Origin of the sequence: Pseudomonas sp. 51_B, assembly GCF_017491595.1 — a bacterium.
GTDB lineage: Bacteria > Pseudomonadota > Gammaproteobacteria > Pseudomonadales > Pseudomonadaceae > Aquipseudomonas > Aquipseudomonas promysalinigenes.
Genome location: NZ_JAFGYW010000010.1, coordinates 63,099 through 84,757 on the forward strand (window position 1 = coordinate 63,099; position 21,659 = coordinate 84,757).

Genomic DNA, 21,659 nt, shown 5'->3' on the forward strand with positions numbered 1-21,659 from the left:
TGGATTGGCTGGCCTTTTCGCACCTCAAGCTGTGATCACCGAGATTGCACAGCCGCGAAAAGGCCGGCAATGACAAACGAGGAAGTCATGCCCGAACGTCCACCGCTTGACCCGATCACCGCCCGCTGGCTGCCCTGGGTGGTGGCCATCGCCTTCTTCATGCAGTCGCTGGACGGCACCATCCTCAACACGGCATTGCCGGCGATGGCCCGCTCGCTGGCCGAAGACCCGCTGCGCATGCAGGGGGTGATCATTGCCTACATGCTCACAGTAGCGCTGTTGATTCCGGCCTCCGGGTGGATCGCCGACCGCTTCGGTACCAAGCGCATCTTTTTCAGTGCCATCCTGCTATTCAGTTTCGGCTCGCTGCTTTGCGCTATGGCCAACAGCCTGGGCTTTCTGATCTTCGCCCGCGTCGTGCAGGGCCTGGGGGGCGCCCTGATGCTGCCGGTTGGGCGGCTTGTGGTACTGCGCGCCTACCCGCGCACCGAGCTGGTGCGAATCATGAGCTTCATCACCATACCCGGCCTGCTCGGCCCGCTGCTCGGCCCGACCTTGGGCGGGTGGCTGGTGGAAATCCTCAGTTGGCACTGGATCTTCTTGCTCAACCTGCCAGTCGGGGCGCTAGGCTGCTACGCGGTCTGGAAGTTCATCCCTGACCTGCGCGGTGCCGAACGCACCACTTTCGACGGCCCAGGCTTTGTGCTGTTCGGCGCGGCAATGGTGCTTATCACCATCGCCATGGAAGGCCTCGGTGAGCTGCACCTGCCGCACCTGCGCGTCATGCTGTTGCTGTTCGCCGGCATGGCCTGCCTGGCAGCCTACTGGCTGCGCGCCGGTCGCGACCCGGAGCCGCTGTTCTCACCCAGCCTGTTCCGCGTGCGCACCTTCGCCATCGGGATTCTCGGCAACCTGTTCTCTCGCCTGGGCAGCGGCGCGCTGCCATTTCTAGTGCCGCTGCTGCTGCAGGTGGCGCTGGGCTATTCGCCAGCTCAGGCCGGCATGAGCATGATCCCCCTGGCGGCATCGGCCATGCTGGCCAAGTCGGTCGCCCGGCCATTGATCGAGCGCCTGGGCTATCGCATCGTGCTGACCAGCAACACGTTGCTGCTGGGCATCCTGCTGGCCAGCCTTGGCCTGGTCGACGAGCAGACCCCTTATGCCATGCTGCTGGTGCAACTGGCACTGCTGGGTGCGGTCAACTCGATGCAGTTCACAGCGATGAATACCGTCACCCTGATCGACCTGGACGACGCCAGCGCCAGCAGCGGCAACAGCCTGCTGTCAGTTGTCGCACAGTTGTCGTTGAGCCTCGGCGTGGCCTGCGCTGGCGCCCTGCTCGGCGGGTTCACTGCCGCCGGTAATGCCGATGGCGTGGAAACCACGCTGGGTGCCTTCCAGCTGACCTTCGTCACCATCGGCATCATGGCCATGCTCGCCGCGGCCATCTTCCTGCAACTGGCGCCCACGGACGGAAGGCGTGCCCGTCGTCCGGAACAAGACATCGAGTCGTAGGGCGAATGGCCACGAGGCTGGTAGACTGTGCAGCATTTTTCGCTTCGCAACGCAGGCCCGCCTCGTGACCACCGAAACTACCGCCTTTGCCACCCTGCCGCTGTCCGCCGCCATGCTGGCCAACCTGGACGCCCTGGGCTATGCCTCGATGACGCCGATCCAGGCCCAGAGCCTACCCGTCATCCTCAAGGGCCAGGACCTGATCGCCCAGGCCAAGACAGGTAGCGGCAAGACCGCCGCCTTCGGTATCGGCCTGCTCAACCCGATCAACCCACGCTACTTCGGCTGCCAGGCGCTGGTGCTGTGCCCTACCCGCGAGCTGGCCGATCAGGTGGCCAAGGAGCTGCGCCGACTTGCCCGCGCCGAGGACAACATCAAGATCCTCACGCTGTGCGGTGGCGTGTCGCTGGGCCCGCAGATCGCCTCGCTGGAACATGGCGCGCACATCATCGTCGGTACCCCCGGGCGCATCCAGCAGCACTTGGACAAAGGCACCCTGGTGCTCGACGGCCTCAATACCCTGGTGCTGGACGAAGCCGATCGCATGCTCGACATGGGCTTTTTCGACGCCATCGCCAGCATCATCGGCAAGACGCCAGCGCGCCGCCAGACCCTGCTGTTCTCGGCTACCTACCCGGCCGGCATCGAGCAATTGGCCGCCGATTTCATGCGCAAGCCGCAGCAGGTGAAAGTCGAAAGCCTGCATGCCGACAACCAGATCGAGCAGCGCTTCATCGAGATCGACCCGCAGCAGCGCTTGGAGGCCCTCACCCGTGTACTGGGCCACTACCGCCCACAGTCGTGCGTGGCGTTCTGCTTCACCAAGCAGCAATGCGAGGACGTGGTGGCTCACCTGACCGCCAAGGGCATCGTCGCCCAGGCGCTGCACGGTGATCTGGAGCAGCGTGACCGTGATCAGGTGCTGACGATGTTCGCCAACCGCAGCAGCTCGGTGCTGGTAGCCACTGACGTGGCAGCGCGAGGCCTGGACATCGACGGGCTGGACATGGTCATCAACGTCGAATTGGCACGGGATGCCGAAATCCATGTGCACCGGGTGGGCCGCACTGGCCGCGCAGGTGAGAAAGGCATCGCGGTGAGCCTGGTAGCGCCGGCCGAAGGCCACCGCGCCCAGGCCATCGAAACACTGCAGAAAACCCCGCTGCGCTGGGACCAGCTCGACAGCCTGAAGAACAAGGGCGAACCCTTGTTGCCGTTGATGAGCACGCTGTGCATCGGCGCCGGGCGCAAGGACAAGCTGCGTCCGGGTGACATCCTTGGTGCATTGACCGGAGATGCAGGCATCCCAGGCAAGCAAGTGGGCAAGATCGCGATCTTCGACTTCCAGGCTTATGTGGCGGTAGAGCGGCCACTGGCCAAACAGGCCATGCAGCGCCTGAACAGCGGCAAGATCAAGGGCCGAGCCCTTAAAGTTCGTATCGTCTAAAGCCAGGCAAGGTCCTGGTAGAAGCGGGTTTACCCGCGAAGGTGACAGTGGGCTCACCACCGTCTTCGCGGGTTAACCGCTTGCACAGGGTTCAGCGTTTTTTCAAGAAGGTTTACACCGTGCATTCCACCGACGTGATCATCCTCGGCGCCGGCGCCGCCGGCCTGATGTGCGCCCAGCTCAGCGCGCGCCGCGGCCGCCGGGTATTGTTGCTCGACCACGCCAACAAACCCGGCAAGAAGATCCTCATGTCCGGCGGCGGGCGCTGCAACTTCACCAACCTCTACACCGAGCCGAGCAATTTCCTCTCGCATAACGCGCACTTCTGCAAATCGGCGCTGGCCCGCTACACCCAGTGGGACTTCATCGAGCTGGTTGCCAAGCATGCAGTGCCGTACCACGAAAAGAAGCTCGGCCAGCTGTTCTGCGACAACAAGGCCAGCGACATCCTCGATATGCTCCTGGCCGAATGCGATGAGGCAGGCGCCGAGATCCGCATGCACACCAGTATCGAGCACATCGAGAAGACCGAAGCCGGTTATTTGCTGCAAACCAGCGGCGGCCAGTTTGCCTGCCAGTCACTGGTCATCGCCACCGGCGGCCTGTCGATCCCGACTTTGGGCGCTACCGGTTTCGGCTACCAGGTAGCCCGCCAGTTCGGCCACACCCTGCTGCCGACCCGAGCCGGACTGGTGCCGTTCACGATCACCGAGCCCCAACTCAAGGCACTGTGCACCGAGCTTTCGGGCACCTCGTTGGACTGCACCGCCAGCTGCAACGGCGCCAGCTTCCGGGAGAACCTGCTGTTTACCCATCGCGGCCTCAGTGGCCCCGCGATCCTGCAGATTTCCTCGTTCTGGGAAGCTGGCGATACCGTGCAAATCAACCTGCTGCCCGACCGCGATGCACTGAGCTGGCTGCAGCAGATGCAGGTCGAGCGCGCCAACGCCGAATTGAAGACCGTGCTGGGCGAGGTATTTACCCGCAAGCTGGCCAACCTATTGGCCGACCAGTGGTTCGAATCTCGGCCGATGAAGCAGTACACACCAGCGCAACTGGCCCAGATCGCGGAGCAACTGGCCAACTGGCAAGTGGTGCCAGCGGGTACCGAAGGCTATCGCACAGCGGAAGTCACCCTCGGCGGCGTCGACACCCGTGAGGTGTCGTCAAAAACCATGGAATCGCTGAAAAGCCCTGGTTTGTACTTCATCGGCGAAGTGCTCGACGTTACCGGCCATTTGGGCGGTTTCAATTTCCAGTGGGCCTGGGCATCGGCCAACGCCGCAGCGCAGTTCGTGTAGAGTAGAATCCATTCAGCAGCACGGAACGCTTCTTGCTGGCCGTGCTGCAATGCATTCATTCGATCACTGCCTAGCAGGCCATCATGTCATCGAGCTCGTTGCGTCAGTCACTGCGTCGTCTGTGGGGCCAAGACAAGTTCAGCTACAGCATCCGGGTCACCATCGCCCTTACCGGCAGCCTGGCCCTGTGCTGGTACCAGAACGAAATGGCCCTGTTGATCCCACTGTTTCTCGGCATCATCGCCAGTGCCTTGGCCGAGACCGATGACAGCTGGCAAGGCCGCCTCAGCGCCCTGGCGGTCACCCTTCCCTGCTTTGCCATTGCCGCACTTGCTGTGGAATTGCTGTTCCCCTACCCGTGGATCTTCGTCATCGCCCTGGCGCTGGCAGCCTTCGCGCTGACCATGCTCGGCGCCCTGGGCGAGCGTTATGGTGCGATCGCATCGGCAACCCTGATCACTTCGGTCTACACCATGATCGGTGTAGACCAACGCGGTGGCCAGGTCAGCGATTTCTGGCACGAGCCGATGCTGCTGGTGGCGGGCGCTGCATGGTATGGCCTGCTCTCGGTGCTGTGGCAGGCGCTGTTCTCCAACCAGCCGGTGCAGCAGAGCCTGGCCAAGCTGTTCTATGAATTGGGCAGCTACCTCAAGCTCAAGGCCAGCCTGTTCGAGCCGATCCGCAACCTCGATGTCGAGGCCCAGCGCCTGGACCTTGCTCGGCAGAATGGCAAGGTCGTGGCAGCATTGAACGCTGCCAAGGAAATCATCTTGCACCGGGTTGGCAACAGCCAACCGAACTCCAAGGTCAGCCGCTACCTGAAGTTGTACTTCTTGGCCCAGGACATCCATGAGCGGGTCAGTGCCTCGCACTACCCCTACAACGCCCTTAACGAAGCGTTCTTCCATAGCGATGTGATGTTTCGTTGCCAGCGCCTGCTGCGCAAGCAAGGCGCCTCCTGCCAGGAACTGGCACGCTCCATCCGCCTGCGTCAGCCATTCGTGCTGGCCACAGGCTTTGCCGAAGCCCTGGAGGACCTCAACGCCTCCCTCGAGCACTTGCGCTTGCAAAGCAACCCGGCCTGGCGCGGCCTGTTACGCTCACTGCGGGCGCTGGCCGCCAACCTGGCCACCCTCGACCGCCTGCTCAGCGCCGCCAGCAACCCCGACAGCCTGGCCGATGCCAGCGACAGCAGCCTGCTCGACCGCTCGCCGCGCAACTTCAAGGATGTCTGGACACGCCTGCGTACCCAGCTTACGCCGACTTCGCTGCTGTTCCGTCACGCGCTGCGCCTGCCGCTGGCGCTTTCGATCGGTTACGGCATGGTGCACCTAATCCACCCGACCCAGGGTTACTGGATCATCCTCACTACGTTGTTCGTCTGCCAGCCCAACTACGGCGCCACCCGGCGCAAGCTGGTGCAGCGGATATTCGGCACCGCGATAGGCCTGACCGTAGGCTGGGCGCTGTTCGACCTGTTCCCCAACCCGGTGATCCAGTCACTGTTCGCCGTGGCTGCAGGGGTGGTGTTCTTCGTCAACCGTACCACCCGCTACGCCCTGGCCACGGCTGCGATCACCCTGATGGTACTGTTCTGCTTCAACCAGATTGGGGATGGCTACGGCCTGTTCCTGCCGCGCTTGTTCGATACCTTGGTCGGCAGCCTGATCGCGATCCTCGCGGTATTCCTGTTCCTCCCCGACTGGCAAGGCCGGCGGCTGAACAAGGCACTGGCCAACACCCTCACCTGCGCCAGCGTGTACCTGCGCCAGATCATGCAGCAGTATGCTTACGGCAAGCGCGACGACCTCGCCTACCGCCTGGCTCGACGCAACGCCCACAACGCCGACGCAGCGCTGTCGACCACGCTGGCCAACATGTTGATGGAGCCTGGGCATTTCCGTAAGGAAGCTGATGTCGGTTTCCGCTTCCTGGTGCTCTCGCATACCTTGCTCAGTTACCTGTCGGGGCTGGGTGCTCACCGCGACACCGCCTTGCCGACCGATGTGCAGGAGCAGTTGATCGACGGCGCCGGACAAAGCCTGGCCAACAGCCTGGACGAAATCGCCAATGGTCTGTCGGCACGGCTGCCAGTGGCCATACACAGTGATACCGAAGAGGCCCTGGCCGATGCTCTGGAGCAGATGCCCGATGAGCTGGATGAGCATCAAAGGCTGGTGCAGACGCAGTTGGCGCTGATATGCCGGCAACTCGCGCCGCTGCGCACGCTGGCTGCTCACCTGATCAAAGAGGCGCCATCTACCTGAGGTGCTTTTTACAGCGGTCTGCTCGCCGCTGAAGCGGCACCTACCCACTAGCGTTCCCTGCGAGGCAGTCTTAACCCTCGGTGGTGAGCTTCACCCGATAACAGGCGGGGTCAGAAACCATACTGGTGCAGCAGCCGTGCGTAGCTTCCATCGGCTTTCATAGCAGCGATGGCCTGGTCGAAGCGCTCGACGATTTGCTGGTGGTCGGGGTGCTTGAGGCTCACCAGAATATGCAGGGTATTCTCACCCAGCAATGGCTCCATCAGTTCCACCTCATCGCGCACACTCTGCGGCTCGCGTTGCAGGTTGTAGCGGGCGACGTATTCATCCTCCACAGCCAGGTCGACCCTCGCGGCAGCCAGCATGCGCACGGCGGTGGAAAAGTCGCGCACTGGCACCTTGTGCAGGAGCGTGTCGGCATCGAACGCTGAAGAGTAAGCGTAGTCGCGCACCACAGCGATACTGAAGGGATAGAGATCGGACTGGCGTTGGTAGCGCAACGTCTGGCCCTTGCGCTTGAGGAGGCGGATGCGATTGCTCAGGTAGCCCTTGGAGAACTGCCCAAGCCGTTTGCGTGCATCGTTGTGCCAAGCGTTTATCAGCACGTCGTAGCGCCCCTCGCCAATGCCCATCAACGCTCGCGCCCAAGGCACTTGCTCGTAGCTGCTGGTATAACCGGCGCGGGCCAGCGCCGTGGTGACCAGGCTGGTGGCCAAGCCACCGCCCGGCATGCTGCTTTCGGTGAACGGCGGCCAGGTATCGGCCACTAGCCGCAGCTTGTTCTGGGCCAGTGCAGGACCTGCAACGAGCACACCCAGCAAACCCAACGCGCAAAGCAGTGGCCGCATGCATAAGTCCTTTTGCAGTGGGGGGCACACGCAGTGATAGGCGATTCGCAAAAGTGAGCGTACACAAAGAGGCTGCAGGTGGCAGCAGCCAATAGTGTCATTTAGCCTCTATTTTGGCCGTGAGGACGCAACAACTCATGGATAGCCCAGTACTTCTTTGACCTGCCGCAGGTTGCGGACGATCCACTGCTTGTCGATCGCCCCCCAGTCGTGAATGCGATAATGCCCAGCATGGTTGCGCGCCCCTTCCTGCTGCTCGAACTCACAAAGGATATCCAGGTCGGCGAGCGCAGCGATGGTGTCCTGGGCCGTACGCCGAGGCATGCCGGTGGCCTCCACAAGCGCTGGCACGCTGGTGGCAGCCTGGCTGTCGATCAGCCAGGCCACGTAGAGGCGGCGATAGAAACTGCTTTTGGTCTTGCTCACATCCATGCTGCGTGGTCCTTACAGGTTGCCCGGCAACTCCCGGTAGGTCAGGTAGACGCGCAGGTCGAACTCCAGTTGATGGTAGGCCGGCTCCATGTGTTGGCAGAGCTGGTAGAACGCTTTGTTGTGGTCGCGCTCGCGCAGGTGCGCCAGCTCGTGCACCACGATCATGCGCAGAAATTCCGGCGCGGCCTCCTTGAACAACGAGGCGATACGAATTTCTTTCTTCGCCTTGAGCTTGCCACCCTGTACTCGCGATACCGCTGTGTTGAGCCCCAGGGCCCGATGGGTCAGGTCCAAGCGGTTGTCGAACAGTACCTTGTCCAGGTTAGGCGCGCTGCGCAGGTATTGCTGGCGCAGGTCCTGGGCATAACTGTACAGCGCCTTGTCGCTCTGCACGTCATGGCGCCCGGGGTAGCGCCGTTCAAGGTATTGGCCCAGGCGGTCGCTGTCGATCATCTGCCGCACCTGCTCTTGCAGGTGCGGGGGGTAGGCTTGCAAATAGCGTAATACGGTCATGGCATGGCTTCGGCGTAACGAACGCTGATTCTAGCCAATCACAGCCCAGGCCAGGGATAAATTGCCGGAAAGCCAGTGGCATCGGCCGCTGTCAGTGGATGTGCCACCAGAAAACCCTGACTGTAAGCGCATCCGTTCGCTTTGAGCCACGCGGCCTGGGCCTGTGTCTCTACCCCCTCGGCGATCACAGTGATGCCGTACTGCCCGCACAAATCGATGACCGTACGCACCAAAGCGGCATCTCCCGCCGAATCCGGCAAACGCGCCACCAGATGGCGGTCCAGCTTCAAGGTGTCGATAGGCAGGTCGCGCAACATGCGCAGCGAGCAGTCGCCAGCGCCAAAGTCGTCCAAGGCCACTCGCACGCCCAGGTCGCGCAGGCGTTGGGTCTGTTTGATCGCCGCCTCGATGTTGTACATCAAGGAGGTCTCGGCCACCTCGACCTCCAGTTGTGCCGGGTCCAGGTGATAATCCTGAATCACCCGCTGCAGTTCATCGACCAGGCTCGGCATGGTGAACTGCGCTCGGCTCAGGCTGATGCCCAAGACCAGTTCCGGGGCAAATGCCCGGCACCACGCCTGACGTTGCGCGGCGCCTTGACGATAGATCCAGCTGGCCAGCCGGTTGATCAGGCGCGCCTCCTCCAGCAGCGGGATGAACAGGCCGGGCGGCACATCGCCTACGCTTGGGTGCTGCCAGCGCAGCAGCGCCTCGAAACCACGCAGGCGACCATCGGCAAAGGCCACCTGAGGTTGGTAGACAAGGGTGAAGTCGTGGTCTTCGATGGCATTGCGCACGCTGTCTTCGAGCATCAGGCGCGAACGAGCGCGGCCATTGAGTTCCACATCATAAAAACGATACTGGTGGCGGCCGGCCTGCTTGGCCGCATACATCGCGGTATCGGCAGCGCGCAGCAAGCCCTCGACATTCGCGCCGCAGTCGGGGTATGTGGCGATGCCGATGCTCACGCCCAGGCACACGTCGACCCCGTCCACCTGCTGCTGAATCGACACCCGCTCGAGCAGCTTCTCGGCGTGGCGCCCGGCTAGCTCAGGATAGGGCAAACCATCGAACAGCGCGATGAACTCGTCACCGCCGATGCGCGCCAACAGCGCCTCGCTGCCAAGGCAGTCTTTGATCTGCTCAGCCACCCAGCGCAGCACCCGGTCGCCGGCTTCGTGGCCCAGCGAGTCATTGATCCGCTTAAACCCGTCCAGGTCCATGTACATCAAGGCCTGGGCCTTGTTCGAATGCTCGCCGCGCAGCAACACGCCTTCGGCCGACTGATAGAAACCACGGCGGTTGAGCAGCCCGGTCAGAGGATCGGTCACCGCCTGATATTCCAGTTGCTGGTGCAGGCTACGCTCGGCCGACATGTCCAGCACCGTGACCACCATCGACTGCTGTTCCGCCGGCAGCGGCGCGCATGACAGGGCGACCGGTATCAGGTGGCCCTGCGGGGTGCGCAGGTGGGCATCGTGGACGCGTACGATCTGCCGCGTCAGGTAGGCGCTGTAGAACTCGGACTCGTTCCACAAGCTGGCACTGGCCAATTGCAGCAGATCAAGCAGGCGGGAACCCTGAAGTTGCCCAACCGGAGCGCACATCAAGCTTGAGATTGCCGGGTTGGCGAAGCTGATGACGCCGCTGGCGTCGACAACCAGGATGCCCTCGGCGGCGTTTTCGAGGATGGAGGCGTTGAACGTCCGGGCAGCCTCAAGCTCCCGGGTCAGGCGCTGCAGCATGCGCCGATTGCGCTGCTGTTCCAACTGGGCTTGAACCTTGGGCTTGAGGATCTGAGGATCGAACGGCTTGAACAGATAATCCACCGCCCCGCTGGCATAGCCCTTGAGCACGGCCGCTTCGGACTGCTCGTTGGCGGTGAGGAAGATGATTGGGGTCAGCCGGGTACGCTGGCTGCCGCGCATCAGGCGGGCCACCTCAAAACCATCCATTTCCGGCATCTGCACATCGAGCAGGACCAGATCGACCTCGTGTTCCAGCAGCTTGCCCAAGGCCTCCATGCCCGAGCTTGCGGTCAATACTTGCCAATCGTTGCGCGCCAGCAGGGCACGCATGCTGATGAGGTTTTCCGGGTAATCATCTACCACCAGAAGAACAGACGTTCCATCCAGTGGTTGAGGGTAAGCGCCATCCATGCTGCGTCTCTTGTATGACCGACTTCAAAGTCCTTTTGGATCCGATTAACACTCTAGACCCGTGCATGCAGCAAGCAATGCAACCAGATAGCTATCAATCGACAAGTTTCACGTTAGCCGACTAACGGTGTGCCTGCAGCATTTGCGACACATAAAAAAACCCGCATCGCTGCGGGTTTCTTCAGTTCTTGCCTGAGACTCAGTTGACCTTGGCGGCCAGCTCACCTTTGAGGTAGCGCTGGAACATGCCTTCCAGGGAGATCGGCTTGATCTTCGAGGCATTGCCGGCGGTGCCGAAGGCTTCGTAACGGGCGATGCACACATCACGCATGGCCTTCACGGTCTCACCGAAGAATTTGCGCGGGTCGAACTCGCTCGGGTTCTGCGCCATCAGGCGGCGCATGGCACCGGTAGAGGCCAGACGCAGGTCGGTGTCGATGTTGACCTTGCGCACGCCGTGTTTGATGCCTTCGACGATTTCCTCGACCGGTACACCGTAGGTTTCCTTAATGTCGCCACCGTACTGATTGATGATCGCCAGCCACTCTTGTGGTACCGAGGAAGAACCGTGCATCACCAGGTGGGTGTTGGGGATACGCTTGTGAATTTCCTTGATACGGTCGATGGCCAGCACGTCACCGGTAGGTGGCTTGGTGAACTTGTACGCACCGTGGCTGGTGCCGATGGCGATGGCCAGGGCGTCGACCTGGGTTTTCTTGACGAAGTCGGCGGCTTCTTCCGGGTCGGTCAACATCTGGCTGTGGTCCAGCACACCTTCGGCACCGATGCCGTCTTCTTCACCGGCCATGCCGGTCTCCAGCGAACCCAGGCAGCCCAGTTCACCTTCTACCGAAACACCACAGGCATGGGCCATGGCCACGGTCTGCTGGGTGACGCGCACGTTGTACTCGTAGTCGGTCGGGGTCTTGCCATCCTCGCCCAGCGAGCCGTCCATCATTACCGAGCTGAAGCCCAACTGAATGGAACGCTGGCACACGTCAGGGCTGGTGCCGTGGTCCTGGTGCATGCACACCGGAATGTGCGGGAATTCTTCGATGGCAGCCAGGATCAGGTGGCGCAGGAACGGAGCACCGGCATATTTGCGGGCACCGGCCGAAGCCTGGACGATCACTGGAGAGTCGGTCTTGTCGGCCGCTTCCATGATGGCGCGCATCTGCTCGAGGTTGTTGACGTTGAAAGCCGGAACGCCGTAACCGAACTCGGCGGCGTGGTCCAGCATCTGGCGCATGCTAATGAGTGCCATTGTGTATCTCTCTCCCGACAAGCGTCGTTTGTTTCGTGCAAGCCTGCCGCAGGGGCGGTTGCTGTTCAAGTAGTGTGGGCCACCTGGGCGGCCCGGCCATTCACGGTGCCTTGCAGCCCCGCCCAATCAGATCGTTGGTCGCCACCCAGTACACCAGGCCTTCTTCGCCCTTGGTGTGAAAGGCCAGCACGCCGTCGCTGTACAGCGCGCCAGAGGCGCCCGGCTCGGATTTGAGCCGGTATACCTGGTCACCGCCGCCCAGGCGTACGTCAACCTGGTCGCGCTCGGCATCGGCAAAGCGCCACAGCACTTCGGCCTGGGTGTCGCACACCCAGCGGGTCCAGTCATCCGCAGGGGCGGAGGGCGCAGACTGCATCAGCGAGCAGCCTGCCAGTGTCGCCAGGGCCGTCGCGGCCAGCAGCGCTTTCATTGCATATCCTCTAGATGACCGCATTGCAGTCGCTTGGTTGCCTGCCCCGACCAAACGCCCGAGGCAGGAACGCACTTCAAGGGCAACCCGGCGCCTGGCGCTGGTGTTCTTCGTCGTACTTTTCCAGGCCTTGCGGGCCCACACGCTTGCTGATGACCGGCACGGTTTCGGCCTGCCATTCAGACTGGTAGCAACCGCCCTTGGGCGGTTGCGAGGGGTCGGCCTCAGGGGACGGGCTGCTGGAGCACGCGCCTAGCAGGCCAGCCAGAATCATCAAAGGCAATTGCTTGACCATCAGGTCACTCCCTTTGCCAGGCGCCGCCCTGCTCAGGCTTTTGCCCGCTCTTCAAGGATCGCCACGGCCGGCAGCACTTTGCCTTCGACGAACTCGAGGAAGGCACCGCCACCGGTAGAAATGTAGGAGATATCCTTGCTTACGCCATATTTGTCGATGGCAGCCAGAGTATCGCCACCACCGGCGATGGAAAATGCAGCGCTTTCAGCGATGGCCTTGGCCAGTACCTGAGTGCCGTTACCGAATTGATCGAACTCGAATACGCCAACCGGGCCATTCCACAAAATGGTCTTGGACGACTTCAGCAGGTCGGCGAACTGGGCAGCGGTTTGCGGGCCGATGTCCAGGATCATGTCGTCGGCAGCTACGTCGGCAATGGCCTTGACCGTAGCTTGCGCGGTTTCGGCGAACTCCTTGGCCACCACGACATCGACCGGTAGGGGAACGCTGACCTTGGCGGCGATGGCCTTGGCCGTTTCGACCAGGTCAGGCTCGTACAGCGACTTGCCAACCGGGTGACCGGCTGCTGCCAGGAAGGTGTTGGCGATGCCGCCACCGACGATCAGTTGGTCGCACACGCCGCTCAAGCTGTTCAGGACATCCAGCTTGGTCGACACCTTGGAGCCAGCGACGATGGCCGCCATCGGTTTGGCCGGGGCCTTGAGGGCCTTGCCCAAGGCATCCAGCTCAGCGGCCAGCAGCGGGCCGGCAGCAGCGATTTTGGCGAACTTCGCCACGCCATGGGTGGAGCCTTCAGCGCGGTGAGCGGTGCCGAAAGCGTCCATCACGAACACGTCACACAAAGCCGCGTACTGCTGGGCCAGCTCGTCAGCGTTTTTCTTCTCACCCTTGTTGAAGCGCACGTTTTCGAACAGCACCAGGTCACCTGCGTTCACTTGAACGCCGCCCAGGTAGTCGGCAACCAACGGTACATCGCGGCCCAGGGCCTTACTCAGGTAGTCGGCAACCGGCTGCAGGCTGTTCTCGGCAGAGAACTCGCCTTCGGTCGGGCGGCCCAGGTGCGAGCAGACCATCACCGCTGCACCCTTTTCCAGGGCCAGCTTGATGGTCGGCAGCGCTGCCAGGATACGCGCATCGCTGGATACCACACCGTCCTTCACAGGAACGTTGAGGTCTTCGCGAATCAGTACGCGCTTACCTTGCAGGTCGAGGTCGGTCATCTTCAACACGGTCATGAATGCAGTCCTTCAGGGCTGTTTGCTGCGGGTTGGGTGAACGACGTGCAGATAATGGTCGGCAACGTCGAGCATACGGTTGGCGAACCCCCATTCGTTGTCGAACCAGGCCAGCAGGTTCACCAGGCGAGTGCCGGAAACGCGGGTCTGGCTGGCATCGACGATGGCCGAATGCGGGTCATGGTTGAAATCACAGCTGGCGTGAGGCAGCTCGGTGTATGCCAACAAGCCTTTGAGCGGGCCGCTCAGCGCGGCCTCGCGCAGCACCCGGTTGACTTCGGCCGCGCTGGTGTCGCGGGAGGTCTGCAGGGTGATGTCCAGGCATGAGACGTTGACGGTTGGCACACGTACCGCTTTGGCCTGGATTCGCCCGGCAAGTTCCGGAAGCAGGCGCTCGATACCGCGCGCAAGGCCGGTGGATACCGGGATAACCGACTGGAAGGCCGAGCGCGTGCGGCGCAGGTCTTCATGGTGGTAGGCGTCGATCACCGGCTGATCGTTCATCGCCGAGTGAATGGTGGTGATCTGCACGTACTCGATACCCAATGCCTGGTCAAGCACGCGCAGCAGCGGCACACCACAGTTGGTGGTACACGAAGCGTTGGAAACCAAGCGTTCGGTACCGGTCAGGCACTGTTGGTTGATGCCGTAGACCACGGTGGCGTCGACGTCGGCTTCACTGGCCATCGGCTGCGAGAAAAGCACGCGCGGTGCGCCGGCATCAAGGAAGCGCTGGCCATCGGCGCGGGTGTGATAGACACCCGAGCATTCCAGCACCAGGTCGATGCCCAAAGCGGCCCAATCGATGCCTTCAGGGGTGGCACTGCGCATGACTTTCACGCAATCGCCATTGATATGCAGACAATCGCCATCGACCCTCACCTGGCCGGGAAAACGCCCGTGGGTGGAGTCGAAGCGTGTCAGGTATTCGATACTGGCCTGGTCGGCCAGGTCGTTGAGCGCGACGATCTCGAAGCCGGCCTGGGCCCCCCGCTCGAACAGTGCGCGCAGGACACAGCGGCCGATGCGGCCATAACCGTTGAGTGCAACTTTGTAGGGACGCGGGTGGGGCATTCGGTGCTCACGAGACAGTCTTATTGTCATCAGCCTGCGGATCGAGTGCGTGGCCCTTATTCGCGGGCAAGCCCGCCGCCACAGGGTCATATGCAACCTCTGTGGGGGCGGGCTTGCCCGCGAGCAGGGGCGACACCGCCCGCAGATCTTTACATCAGTCTTCCAGCAGTTCTTCGGCAGTACCCAGAATGTTGTCCAGGGTGAAGCCGAACTCCTCGAACAGTGCAGCGGCCGGGGCCGATTCACCGTAGGTGGTCATGCCGATGATACGGCCTTCCAGCCCCACATATTTGTACCAGAAGTCAGCATGGGCGGCTTCGATGGCGATGCGCGCAGCCACTTCGACCGGCAGTACCGACTGCTTGTACGCAGCGTCCTGGGCATCGAACACGCTGGTGCAAGGCATGGAGACAACGCGGACTTTGCGGCCTTGCTCGGTGAGCTTGGCATGGGCCTGAACGGCCAGGCCCACTTCCGAACCGGTGGCGATCAGAATCAGCTCCGGCTCGCCAGCGCAATCCTTGAGCACGTAGCCACCGCGGCTGATGTCAGCGATCTGCTGTGCGTCGCGCTCCTGGTGCTGCAGGTTCTGGCGCGAGAAGATCAGCGCAGATGGGCCGTCCTTGCGTTCCAGGGCGTTTTTCCAGGAAACGGCCGATTCGACCGCGTCGGCTGGGCGCCAGGTATCCAGGTTGGGGGTGCTGCGCAGGCTGGCGAGCTGCTCGATCGGCTGGTGAGTCGGGCCGTCTTCGCCAAGACCGATGGAGTCGTGGGTGTAGACATGAATCACGCGCTGCTTCATCAGGGCCGACATGCGCACCGCGTTGCGGGCGTATTCCATGAACATCAGGAAGGTCGCGCCGTAAGGGACCAGGCCACCGTGCAGGGCAACACCGTTCATGATCGCAGTCATGCCGAATTCACGCACGCCGTAGAACACGTAGTTGCCGCTGGCATCGTTTGCTTCGACGCCTTTGCAGCCTTTCCACAGGGTCAGGTTGGAACCGGCCAGGTCAGCCGAACCACCGAGAAACTCAGGCAGCAGCGGGCCGAAGGCATTGAGCGCGTTCTGGCTGGCCTTGCGGCTGGCGATGGTTTCACCCTTGGCAGCCACTTCGTTGATATAGGCCTGGGCCTTTTCGCTGAAGTCGGCCGGCAGCTCGCCGCTGTCACGGCGCTTGAACTCGGCAGCCAGCTCGGGGTAAGCCTTGGCGTATGCCTCGAAACGCAGGTTCCAGTCGGCTTCAGCCTTGGCACCGGCTTCTTTGGCATCCCATTCGGCATAAATGTCGGCCGGGATTTCGAACGGGCCGTGGCTCCAGTTCAATGCTTTGCGGGTCAGGGCGATTTCGTCACTGCCCAGCGGAGCGCCGTGGCTGTCTTCTTTACCCTGCTTGTTCGGCGAACCGAAGCCGATGGTGGTCTTGCAGCAGATCAGGGTCGGGCGGTCGCTCTTGCGCGCCGTCTCGATGGCCATCTTGATCTCGTCGGCGTCGTGGCCGTTGACGTTGCGGATCACCTGCCAGTTGTACGCTTCGAAACGTGCTGGGGTGTTATCGGTGAACCAGCCGTGCACTTCACCGTCGATGGAGATGCCATTGTCGTCATAGAAGGCGATCAGCTTGTTCAGGCCCAAAGTGCCGGCAAGGGAAGCGACTTCGTGGGAGATGCCTTCCATCATGCAACCGTCGCCCATGAATACATAGGTGTTGTGGTCGACGATGTTGTGGCCTTCACGGTTGAACTGGGCAGCCAGGACTTTTTCGGCCAGGGCGAAGCCCACGGCGTTGGCCAGACCCTGACCGAGCGGGCCGGTGGTGGTCTCAACGCCCGGGGTGTAGCCATATTCCGGGTGGCCTGGGGTACGGCTGTGCAGTTGGCGGAAACCCTTGAGGTCGTCGATCGACAGGTCGTAGCCGGTCAGGTGCAGCAGCGAGTAGATCAGCATCGAGCCGTGGCCGTTGGACAGCACGAAGCGGTCACGGTCGGCGAAATCCGGGTTGCTCGGGTTGTGCTTCATGTAGTCGCGCCACAGCACTTCGGCGATATCCGCCATGCCCATTGGGGCACCTGGGTGGCCGCTGTTGGCCTTTTGCACGGCATCCATGCTGAGGGCACGAATGGCGTTGGCACGTTCACGACGGCTGGGCATCGCTTATCTCCTGGGGGCTTGAAAGGGGTGGTGAGACGAAAAAGACGGCTATTTTCGCCCACTGCGGGGGCCGGGGGCAATGACGGATGGTCGCAGTTGGGGGATTTTCCTGTGATTGGGCCGCATTGCGGCGAAAAAATCGACAGATGTACCCGCCCATCCATCAATATCAAAACTTTTTGATATTGACCTTGCTAGGGCAGCCTTGCCTGTCTAGACTGCCGCCCCATGAACCTACGTGCGCAACCGCTGCCCCAGCAAAGCGACACACTGGCTGCTCTGTGCAAAGCCAGTGGCGACGAGCTGCGCCTGAATGTATTGCGCGCGTTGGCCAGCGATTCGTTCGGCGTGCTGGAGCTTGCGCAGATCTTCGACATCGGCCAGTCAGGCATGAGCCATCACCTCAAAGTGCTGGCCCAGGCGGATCTCGTGGCCACCCGGCGTGAGGGCAATGCGATTTTCTATCGCCGTGCCCTGCCCGACGGCCAGCGCTTTGGCGGGCGCCTGCACATGGCCCTGCTCGATGAAGTTGACGGTCTGACTTTGCCCGAGGACGTACAGGCGCGCATCGCCCAGGTGCAGCAACGCCGAGCCGCCACCAGCCAGGACTTCTTCCTGCGTGTGGAAGAGAAGTTTCGCGCCCAGCAAGACCTGATCGCCGGCCTGCCGCAGTACCGCGAGAGCCTGCTGGCGCTGCTCGACAAGCTGAACTTCGCCCCGGCTGCCAGTGCACTGGAAGTTGGCCCCGGCGATGGCGGCTTCCTGCCGGACCTGGCGCGGCGCTTCGCCAAGGTCACGGCCATGGATAACAGCCCGACCATGCTCGAGCTGGCGCGCCAGGTCTGCGAACGCGAATGCCTGAGTAATGTAAACCTGCAGTTGGCCGATGCACTGGGTGCAACGGATGTGGAAGCCGACTGCGTTGTGCTGAATATGGTCCTGCACCACTTCAGCGACCCGGCCCTGGCCCTGCGCCAGCTGGCCAAACGGGTGAAGGCAGGCGGCAGCCTGCTGGTCACCGAACTGTGCAGCCATGACCAGGGGTGGGCGCGGGAAGCCTGCGGCGACCTCTGGCTAGGCTTCGAACAGGACGACCTGGCCCGTTGGGCCACAGCAGCCGGGCTGGCCCCCGGGGACAGCCTGTATGTGGGCTTGCGTAACGGTTTCCAGATTCAGGTCCGCCATTTTCAGCGGACGGCTGGCGACACTCACCATCGGTAAATTTTAGGAACCCGTCGAGATGAGCGAATACTCCCTTTTCACCTCCGAGTCCGTGTCTGAAGGGCATCCGGACAAAATCGCCGACCAGATTTCGGACGCGGTCCTGGATGCCATCATCGCCCAGGACAAATACGCCCGCGTAGCCTGTGAAACCCTGGTCAAGACCGGTGTCGCCATCATCGCCGGTGAAGTCAGCACCTCTGCCTGGGTCGACCTGGAAGAACTGGTGCGCAAGGTCATCATCGATATCGGCTACAACAGCTCCGACGTTGGTTTCGACGGCGCCACCTGCGCCGTGATGAACATCATCGGCAAGCAGTCGGTGGACATCGCCCAGGGCGTCGACCGCTCCAAGCCGGAAGACCAAGGCGCCGGTGACCAAGGTTTGATGTTCGGCTACGCGAGCAACGAAACCGACGTACTGATGCCGGCCCCGATCTGCTTCTCGCACCGCCTGGTCGAGCGTCAGGCCGAAGCGCGCAAGTCTGGCCTGCTGCCGTGGCTGCGCCCGGACGCCAAGTCCCAGGTCACCTGCCGCTACGAAAATGGCAAGGTTGTGGGTATCGATGCGGTGGTGCTGTCGACCCAGCACAATCCTGAGGTCTCGCAAAAAGACCTGCAGGAAGCCGTGATGGAGCTGATCGTCAAGCACACCCTGCCGGCCGAACTGCTGCACAAAGGCACCCAGTACCACATCAACCCGACCGGCAACTTCATCATCGGTGGCCCGGTGGGCGACTGTGGCCTGACCGGCCGCAAGATCATCGTTGACTCCTATGGCGGCATGGCACGTCACGGTGGTGGGGCCTTCTCTGGCAAAGACCCGTCCAAGGTCGACCGCTCCGCTGCCTACGCCGGCCGTTACGTGGCCAAGAACATCGTCGCTGCAGGCCTGGCCGAACGCTGCGAGATCCAGGTGTCCTACGCCATTGGCGTAGCCCAGCCAACCTCGATATCGATCAACACCTTCGGCACCGGCAAAGTATCGGACGAGAAGATCATTCAACTGGTGCGTGAGTGCTTCGATCTGCGCCCATATGCCATCACCAAAATGCTCGACCTGCTGCACCCGATGTACCAGGAAACCGCAGCCTACGGCCACTTCGGCCGCCAGCCGCAGCAGAAGACCGTCGGCGACGACACCTTCACCACGTTCACCTGGGAGCTTACCGACCGCGCCCAGTCGCTGCGTGACGCTGCCGGCCTGTAATTTCCCTACAGCGGTAACTGAAGGCCCCTGCCGAGCGATCGGCTGGGGCCTTTTTTGTGACATATCGGCTGACAACTGCCTAGGGCAGCGCTGCTCGTGTTTGCCTAGGCTGAAGCTTCCACTGCCAAGCAAGGATGCTGGCCATGCCGCTGCTGCTAGTGTTGCTGCTGTTCATGCCACTCAAGACCCACGCCACAGGCTGCCCGAACTGGTCGGCTGAGCGGGCTCATGCAGAGGTCACTCGCCTGCATGAAACGGTGCGCCGTTGGGACGACCACTACCACCGGCTGGGTCAATCCCTGGTGCCGGACCAGGTGTACGACCAGAGCAGGCAGCGCCTTGTGCACCTGCAAGGCTGCTTCGCCCTGCCGAGCGAGCTGAACTCGCTGGCCAGCGCACGTGGGCCGATCGCCCACCCCATCCGTCACACAGGTGTCGCCAAGCTCTCGGACGAAAGGGCTGTGGCCCAATGGATGCGAGGCAAGGCCGAAGTCTGGCTGCAACCCAAGGTGGATGGCGTCGCAGTCACCCTGGTCTACCGCCAAGGTCGGCTGGTGCAGCTGCTCAGCCGTGGAGATGGTATCAACGGCCATGACTGGAGCCGGCATATCGACTCGCTGCAGCGCCTTAACCATCCACTGACCCACCCATTGGACCTGACATTGCAAGGCGAGCTTTACCTGCATCTGGACCACCACGTGCAGGCACAGGCAGGCAGCGTCAACGCTCGCGCCACGGTCGCAGGCTTGTTGGCACGCAAGCAGCTGAGCGGTGAACAAGGCTTAGGCATCGCCCTGTTCGTCTGGGACTGGCCGCAGGGGCCCAGGGATCAAGGCGAGCGCATGGCAAGGTTGGCCGCCCTGGGTTTTTCCGACAGCCAGCGCTTGAGTGTGTCCATCGGCACTGCCGCCGAGGCCGAGCAGTGGCGCCAGCACTTTTACCGCACAGCCCTGCCCTTTGCCACGGACGGCGTGATCCTGCGCCAGAATGCAAGGCCAGCCGCCGAGCGCTGGGAGGTTAACGCGCCCTACTGGATCGCGGCCTGGAAGTACCCCATTACCCAGGCGCTGGCCGAAGTCCGTGACGTGCACTTTCGCATTGGCCGCACTGGCAGGGTCACCCCCATTCTGAAACTACAGCCAGTCCAGCTCGATGACCGCCTTATCGCGCAAGTGAGCCTTGGCTCCCTCGCACGCTGGCGGGCGCTCGAAGTTGGCCCTGGGGACCACGTCGTCATCGGCCTGGCGGGGCTGACCATCCCTCGCTTCGAGCAGGTTGCACACCGCGCCGCCGAGCGTCGCAGCGTTAAAGCACCTGCACTCGACGATTACGGGCCAATGACATGCTGGCAAGCGACTGACCACTGCGAAGAACAGTTCGTTGCGCGCCTGACCTGGCTCAGTGGCAAACATGGCCTGGCCATGCCGGGCACCGGGCCAGGCACCTGGCGACGACTGGTACGTGGCGGGCTGGTGACATCGCTGGCAGACTGGCTGGCGCTGGATGCCGAGCAGTTGGCCGAGCTGCCAGGGATCGGCGCCAACAGCGCCAGCCGCCTGCAGCGGAGTTTCGAGCTTGGCCGCAGCAGACCCTTCAGCCAGTGGGTCAACGGCCTTGGCGTGCCGGCCCCGCGCGCCTGGTCGACGCAGGACGACTGGGCAACCCTCGCCAGCCGCTCCGCAGCGCAATGGCAAGCCCTGCCTGGCGTTGGCGCTACCCGCGCCAACCAGCTAGAGGCGTTTTTCGCAGCTGAGCCTGTGCAAGAGCTTGCCCGGCAACTGGCGGAAAATGGCATAGCCGGTTTTGAATGACTTTTCAGCGGCGCCTTGTAAGGAAGTGCCAGGATTGCGTCAGAAAAGTCCAACAAGGGTTCCTAAATCATCAAAAGCAAGGCAGGATTTGCTCCATCTTTTGCTGCCCCGCCCCCTCAAGGAGGCCCCGATGAAATTGATTTCCACCCTGGTAGTGCTCAGTGCACTAGGCCTCACTACCGGCGCCGCCCAAGCCGCTCAACCCGAACAAGGCCTCAGCGGTTGCGCGGCCAAGCGCAGCGCTATCGAAAACCAGCTCAAAATTGCCCGCGATCATGGCAACAGCGACCAAGTCGCAGGCCTTGAGCAAGCGCTGCGCGGCGTCGAGAACTGCACCGATGCCAGCCTGCGCAAAGAGCGCGAGCAAAAGGTGCTCGATGCCCGTCATGAGGTGGCGCAACGGGAAAAAGACCTGAGAAAGGCCGAGAAAAAAGGCGACGCTGAAAAAATCAACAAGCGCAAAGACAAGCTTGCCGAATCCCGCAAGGAACTACAGGAAGCAGTGGACGACCTAGACCGCTGAC

The 21,659-nt window shown here is 62.3% G+C and carries 18 protein-coding genes; 8 read left to right on the forward strand and 10 right to left on the reverse strand.

Annotated elements, in window-relative coordinates; all coding sequences use genetic code 11:
• Positions 1-87 precede the first annotated feature (87 nt).
• The 4 genes from mdtD (at position 88) to yccS (ending at position 6,530) form a co-directional block, all read left to right on the forward strand.
• On the forward strand, positions 88-1,515 hold the full coding sequence (gene mdtD, locus J5M56_RS13385) for a multidrug transporter subunit MdtD (RefSeq protein WP_060478130.1): 1,428 nt from the start codon (positions 88-90) through the stop codon (positions 1,513-1,515).
• Positions 1,516-1,627: 112 nt separating this feature from the next.
• The gene (gene dbpA, locus J5M56_RS13390; RefSeq protein ID WP_243430750.1) at positions 1,628-2,962 is read left to right on the forward strand and encodes an ATP-dependent RNA helicase DbpA; all 1,335 of its coding nucleotides are present in this window, start codon (positions 1,628-1,630) and stop codon (positions 2,960-2,962) included.
• A gap of 119 nt (positions 2,963-3,081) precedes the next feature.
• A complete protein-coding gene (locus tag J5M56_RS13395; protein WP_207937114.1) occupies positions 3,082-4,263 on the forward strand; it encodes an NAD(P)/FAD-dependent oxidoreductase in 1,182 nt (393 codons plus the stop codon).
• An 83-nt stretch (positions 4,264-4,346) separates the two neighbouring features.
• Positions 4,347-6,530 (forward strand): YccS family putative transporter, encoded by a 2,184-nt coding sequence (gene yccS / locus J5M56_RS13400; protein WP_207937115.1) that lies wholly within the window; start codon positions 4,347-4,349, stop codon positions 6,528-6,530.
• A gap of 110 nt (positions 6,531-6,640) precedes the next feature.
• Here yccS and J5M56_RS13405 read toward each other — a convergent pair whose 3' ends face one another.
• From J5M56_RS13405 to tkt, 10 genes are all read right to left on the reverse strand, one after another.
• Positions 6,641-7,378, reverse strand: a complete 738-nt coding sequence (locus J5M56_RS13405) for a transporter substrate-binding domain-containing protein (RefSeq protein ID WP_186476343.1) — start codon at positions 7,376-7,378, stop codon at positions 6,641-6,643.
• A gap of 135 nt (positions 7,379-7,513) precedes the next feature.
• Complete coding sequence (locus J5M56_RS13410) at positions 7,514-7,810, reverse strand: winged helix-turn-helix domain-containing protein (RefSeq protein WP_186476342.1); 297 nt, start codon at positions 7,808-7,810, stop codon at positions 7,514-7,516.
• 12 nt (positions 7,811-7,822) lie between these two features.
• Positions 7,823-8,323 carry a M48 family metallopeptidase gene (locus J5M56_RS13415; protein WP_060478135.1) on the reverse strand — a complete coding sequence of 167 codons (501 nt, stop codon included), beginning with the start codon at positions 8,321-8,323 and terminating at the stop codon, positions 7,823-7,825.
• A 38-nt stretch (positions 8,324-8,361) separates the two neighbouring features.
• Positions 8,362-10,482, reverse strand: coding sequence for an EAL domain-containing protein (locus tag J5M56_RS13420; protein WP_207937116.1), 2,121 nt, complete (start codon positions 10,480-10,482; stop codon positions 8,362-8,364).
• Between the two features lie 199 nt (positions 10,483-10,681).
• Positions 10,682-11,746, reverse strand: coding sequence for a class II fructose-bisphosphate aldolase (gene fba / locus J5M56_RS13425; protein WP_008093958.1), 1,065 nt, complete (start codon positions 11,744-11,746; stop codon positions 10,682-10,684).
• Between the two features lie 100 nt (positions 11,747-11,846).
• On the reverse strand, positions 11,847-12,176 hold the full coding sequence (locus J5M56_RS13430; RefSeq protein WP_186476340.1) for an MliC family protein: 330 nt from the start codon (positions 12,174-12,176) through the stop codon (positions 11,847-11,849).
• A 76-nt stretch (positions 12,177-12,252) separates the two neighbouring features.
• A complete protein-coding gene (locus tag J5M56_RS13435; protein WP_060478138.1) occupies positions 12,253-12,471 on the reverse strand; it encodes a hypothetical protein in 219 nt (72 codons plus the stop codon).
• 32 nt (positions 12,472-12,503) lie between these two features.
• Positions 12,504-13,667: a phosphoglycerate kinase gene (locus J5M56_RS13440; RefSeq protein WP_060478139.1), complete on the reverse strand. Its 1,164-nt coding sequence runs from the start codon at positions 13,665-13,667 to the stop codon at positions 12,504-12,506.
• 12 nt (positions 13,668-13,679) lie between these two features.
• The gene (gene epd / locus J5M56_RS13445; RefSeq protein WP_186476339.1) at positions 13,680-14,741 is read right to left on the reverse strand and encodes an erythrose-4-phosphate dehydrogenase; all 1,062 of its coding nucleotides are present in this window, start codon (positions 14,739-14,741) and stop codon (positions 13,680-13,682) included.
• Positions 14,742-14,895: 154 nt separating this feature from the next.
• Complete coding sequence (gene tkt, locus J5M56_RS13450) at positions 14,896-16,893, reverse strand: transketolase (protein WP_060478141.1); 1,998 nt, start codon at positions 16,891-16,893, stop codon at positions 14,896-14,898.
• A gap of 228 nt (positions 16,894-17,121) precedes the next feature.
• On the opposite strand from tkt, the gene J5M56_RS13455 reads away from it, so the two are divergent.
• The 4 genes from J5M56_RS13455 to J5M56_RS13470 all read left to right on the forward strand — a co-directional run bounded on the left by J5M56_RS13455 (position 17,122) and on the right by J5M56_RS13470 (position 21,658).
• The gene (locus J5M56_RS13455; RefSeq protein ID WP_186476338.1) at positions 17,122-18,114 is read left to right on the forward strand and encodes a metalloregulator ArsR/SmtB family transcription factor; all 993 of its coding nucleotides are present in this window, start codon (positions 17,122-17,124) and stop codon (positions 18,112-18,114) included.
• Positions 18,115-18,133: 19 nt separating this feature from the next.
• A complete protein-coding gene (metK, locus tag J5M56_RS13460) occupies positions 18,134-19,324 on the forward strand; it encodes a methionine adenosyltransferase (protein ID WP_060478143.1) in 1,191 nt (396 codons plus the stop codon).
• Between the two features lie 143 nt (positions 19,325-19,467).
• A complete protein-coding gene (gene ligB, locus J5M56_RS13465; RefSeq protein WP_207937117.1) occupies positions 19,468-21,135 on the forward strand; it encodes an NAD-dependent DNA ligase LigB in 1,668 nt (555 codons plus the stop codon).
• Positions 21,136-21,265: 130 nt separating this feature from the next.
• Positions 21,266-21,658 (forward strand): DUF1090 domain-containing protein, encoded by a 393-nt coding sequence (locus tag J5M56_RS13470; protein ID WP_060478145.1) that lies wholly within the window; start codon positions 21,266-21,268, stop codon positions 21,656-21,658.
• The last annotated feature ends 1 nt before the right edge of the window (position 21,659 follow it).

Bases quoted from the DNA above. Each gene is read 5' to 3' on its own strand.
- mdtD (WP_060478130.1), top strand. From the start codon at position 88: ATGCCCGAACGTCCACCGCTTGACCCGATCACCGCCCGCTGGCTGCCC.
- dbpA (WP_243430750.1), top strand. From the start codon at position 1,628: ATGCTGGCCAACCTGGACGCCCTGGGCTATGCCTCGATGACGCCGATC.
- yccS (WP_207937115.1), top strand. From the start codon at position 4,347: ATGTCATCGAGCTCGTTGCGTCAGTCACTGCGTCGTCTGTGGGGCCAA.
- J5M56_RS13405 (WP_186476343.1), bottom strand. From the start codon at position 7,378: ATGCGGCCACTGCTTTGCGCGTTGGGTTTGCTGGGTGTGCTCGTTGCA.
- J5M56_RS13410 (WP_186476342.1), bottom strand. From the start codon at position 7,810: ATGGATGTGAGCAAGACCAAAAGCAGTTTCTATCGCCGCCTCTACGTG.
- J5M56_RS13415 (WP_060478135.1), bottom strand. From the start codon at position 8,323: ATGACCGTATTACGCTATTTGCAAGCCTACCCCCCGCACCTGCAAGAG.
- J5M56_RS13420 (WP_207937116.1), bottom strand. From the start codon at position 10,482: ATGGATGGCGCTTACCCTCAACCACTGGATGGAACGTCTGTTCTTCTG.
- fba (WP_008093958.1), bottom strand. From the start codon at position 11,746: ATGGCACTCATTAGCATGCGCCAGATGCTGGACCACGCCGCCGAGTTC.
- J5M56_RS13430 (WP_186476340.1), bottom strand. From the start codon at position 12,176: ATGAAAGCGCTGCTGGCCGCGACGGCCCTGGCGACACTGGCAGGCTGC.
- J5M56_RS13435 (WP_060478138.1), bottom strand. From the start codon at position 12,471: ATGGTCAAGCAATTGCCTTTGATGATTCTGGCTGGCCTGCTAGGCGCG.
- J5M56_RS13440 (WP_060478139.1), bottom strand. From the start codon at position 13,667: ATGACCGTGTTGAAGATGACCGACCTCGACCTGCAAGGTAAGCGCGTA.
- epd (WP_186476339.1), bottom strand. From the start codon at position 14,741: ATGCCCCACCCGCGTCCCTACAAAGTTGCACTCAACGGTTATGGCCGC.
- tkt (WP_060478141.1), bottom strand. From the start codon at position 16,893: ATGCCCAGCCGTCGTGAACGTGCCAACGCCATTCGTGCCCTCAGCATG.
- J5M56_RS13455 (WP_186476338.1), top strand. From the start codon at position 17,122: ATGAACCTACGTGCGCAACCGCTGCCCCAGCAAAGCGACACACTGGCT.
- metK (WP_060478143.1), top strand. From the start codon at position 18,134: ATGAGCGAATACTCCCTTTTCACCTCCGAGTCCGTGTCTGAAGGGCAT.
- ligB (WP_207937117.1), top strand. From the start codon at position 19,468: ATGCCGCTGCTGCTAGTGTTGCTGCTGTTCATGCCACTCAAGACCCAC.
- J5M56_RS13470 (WP_060478145.1), top strand. From the start codon at position 21,266: ATGAAATTGATTTCCACCCTGGTAGTGCTCAGTGCACTAGGCCTCACT.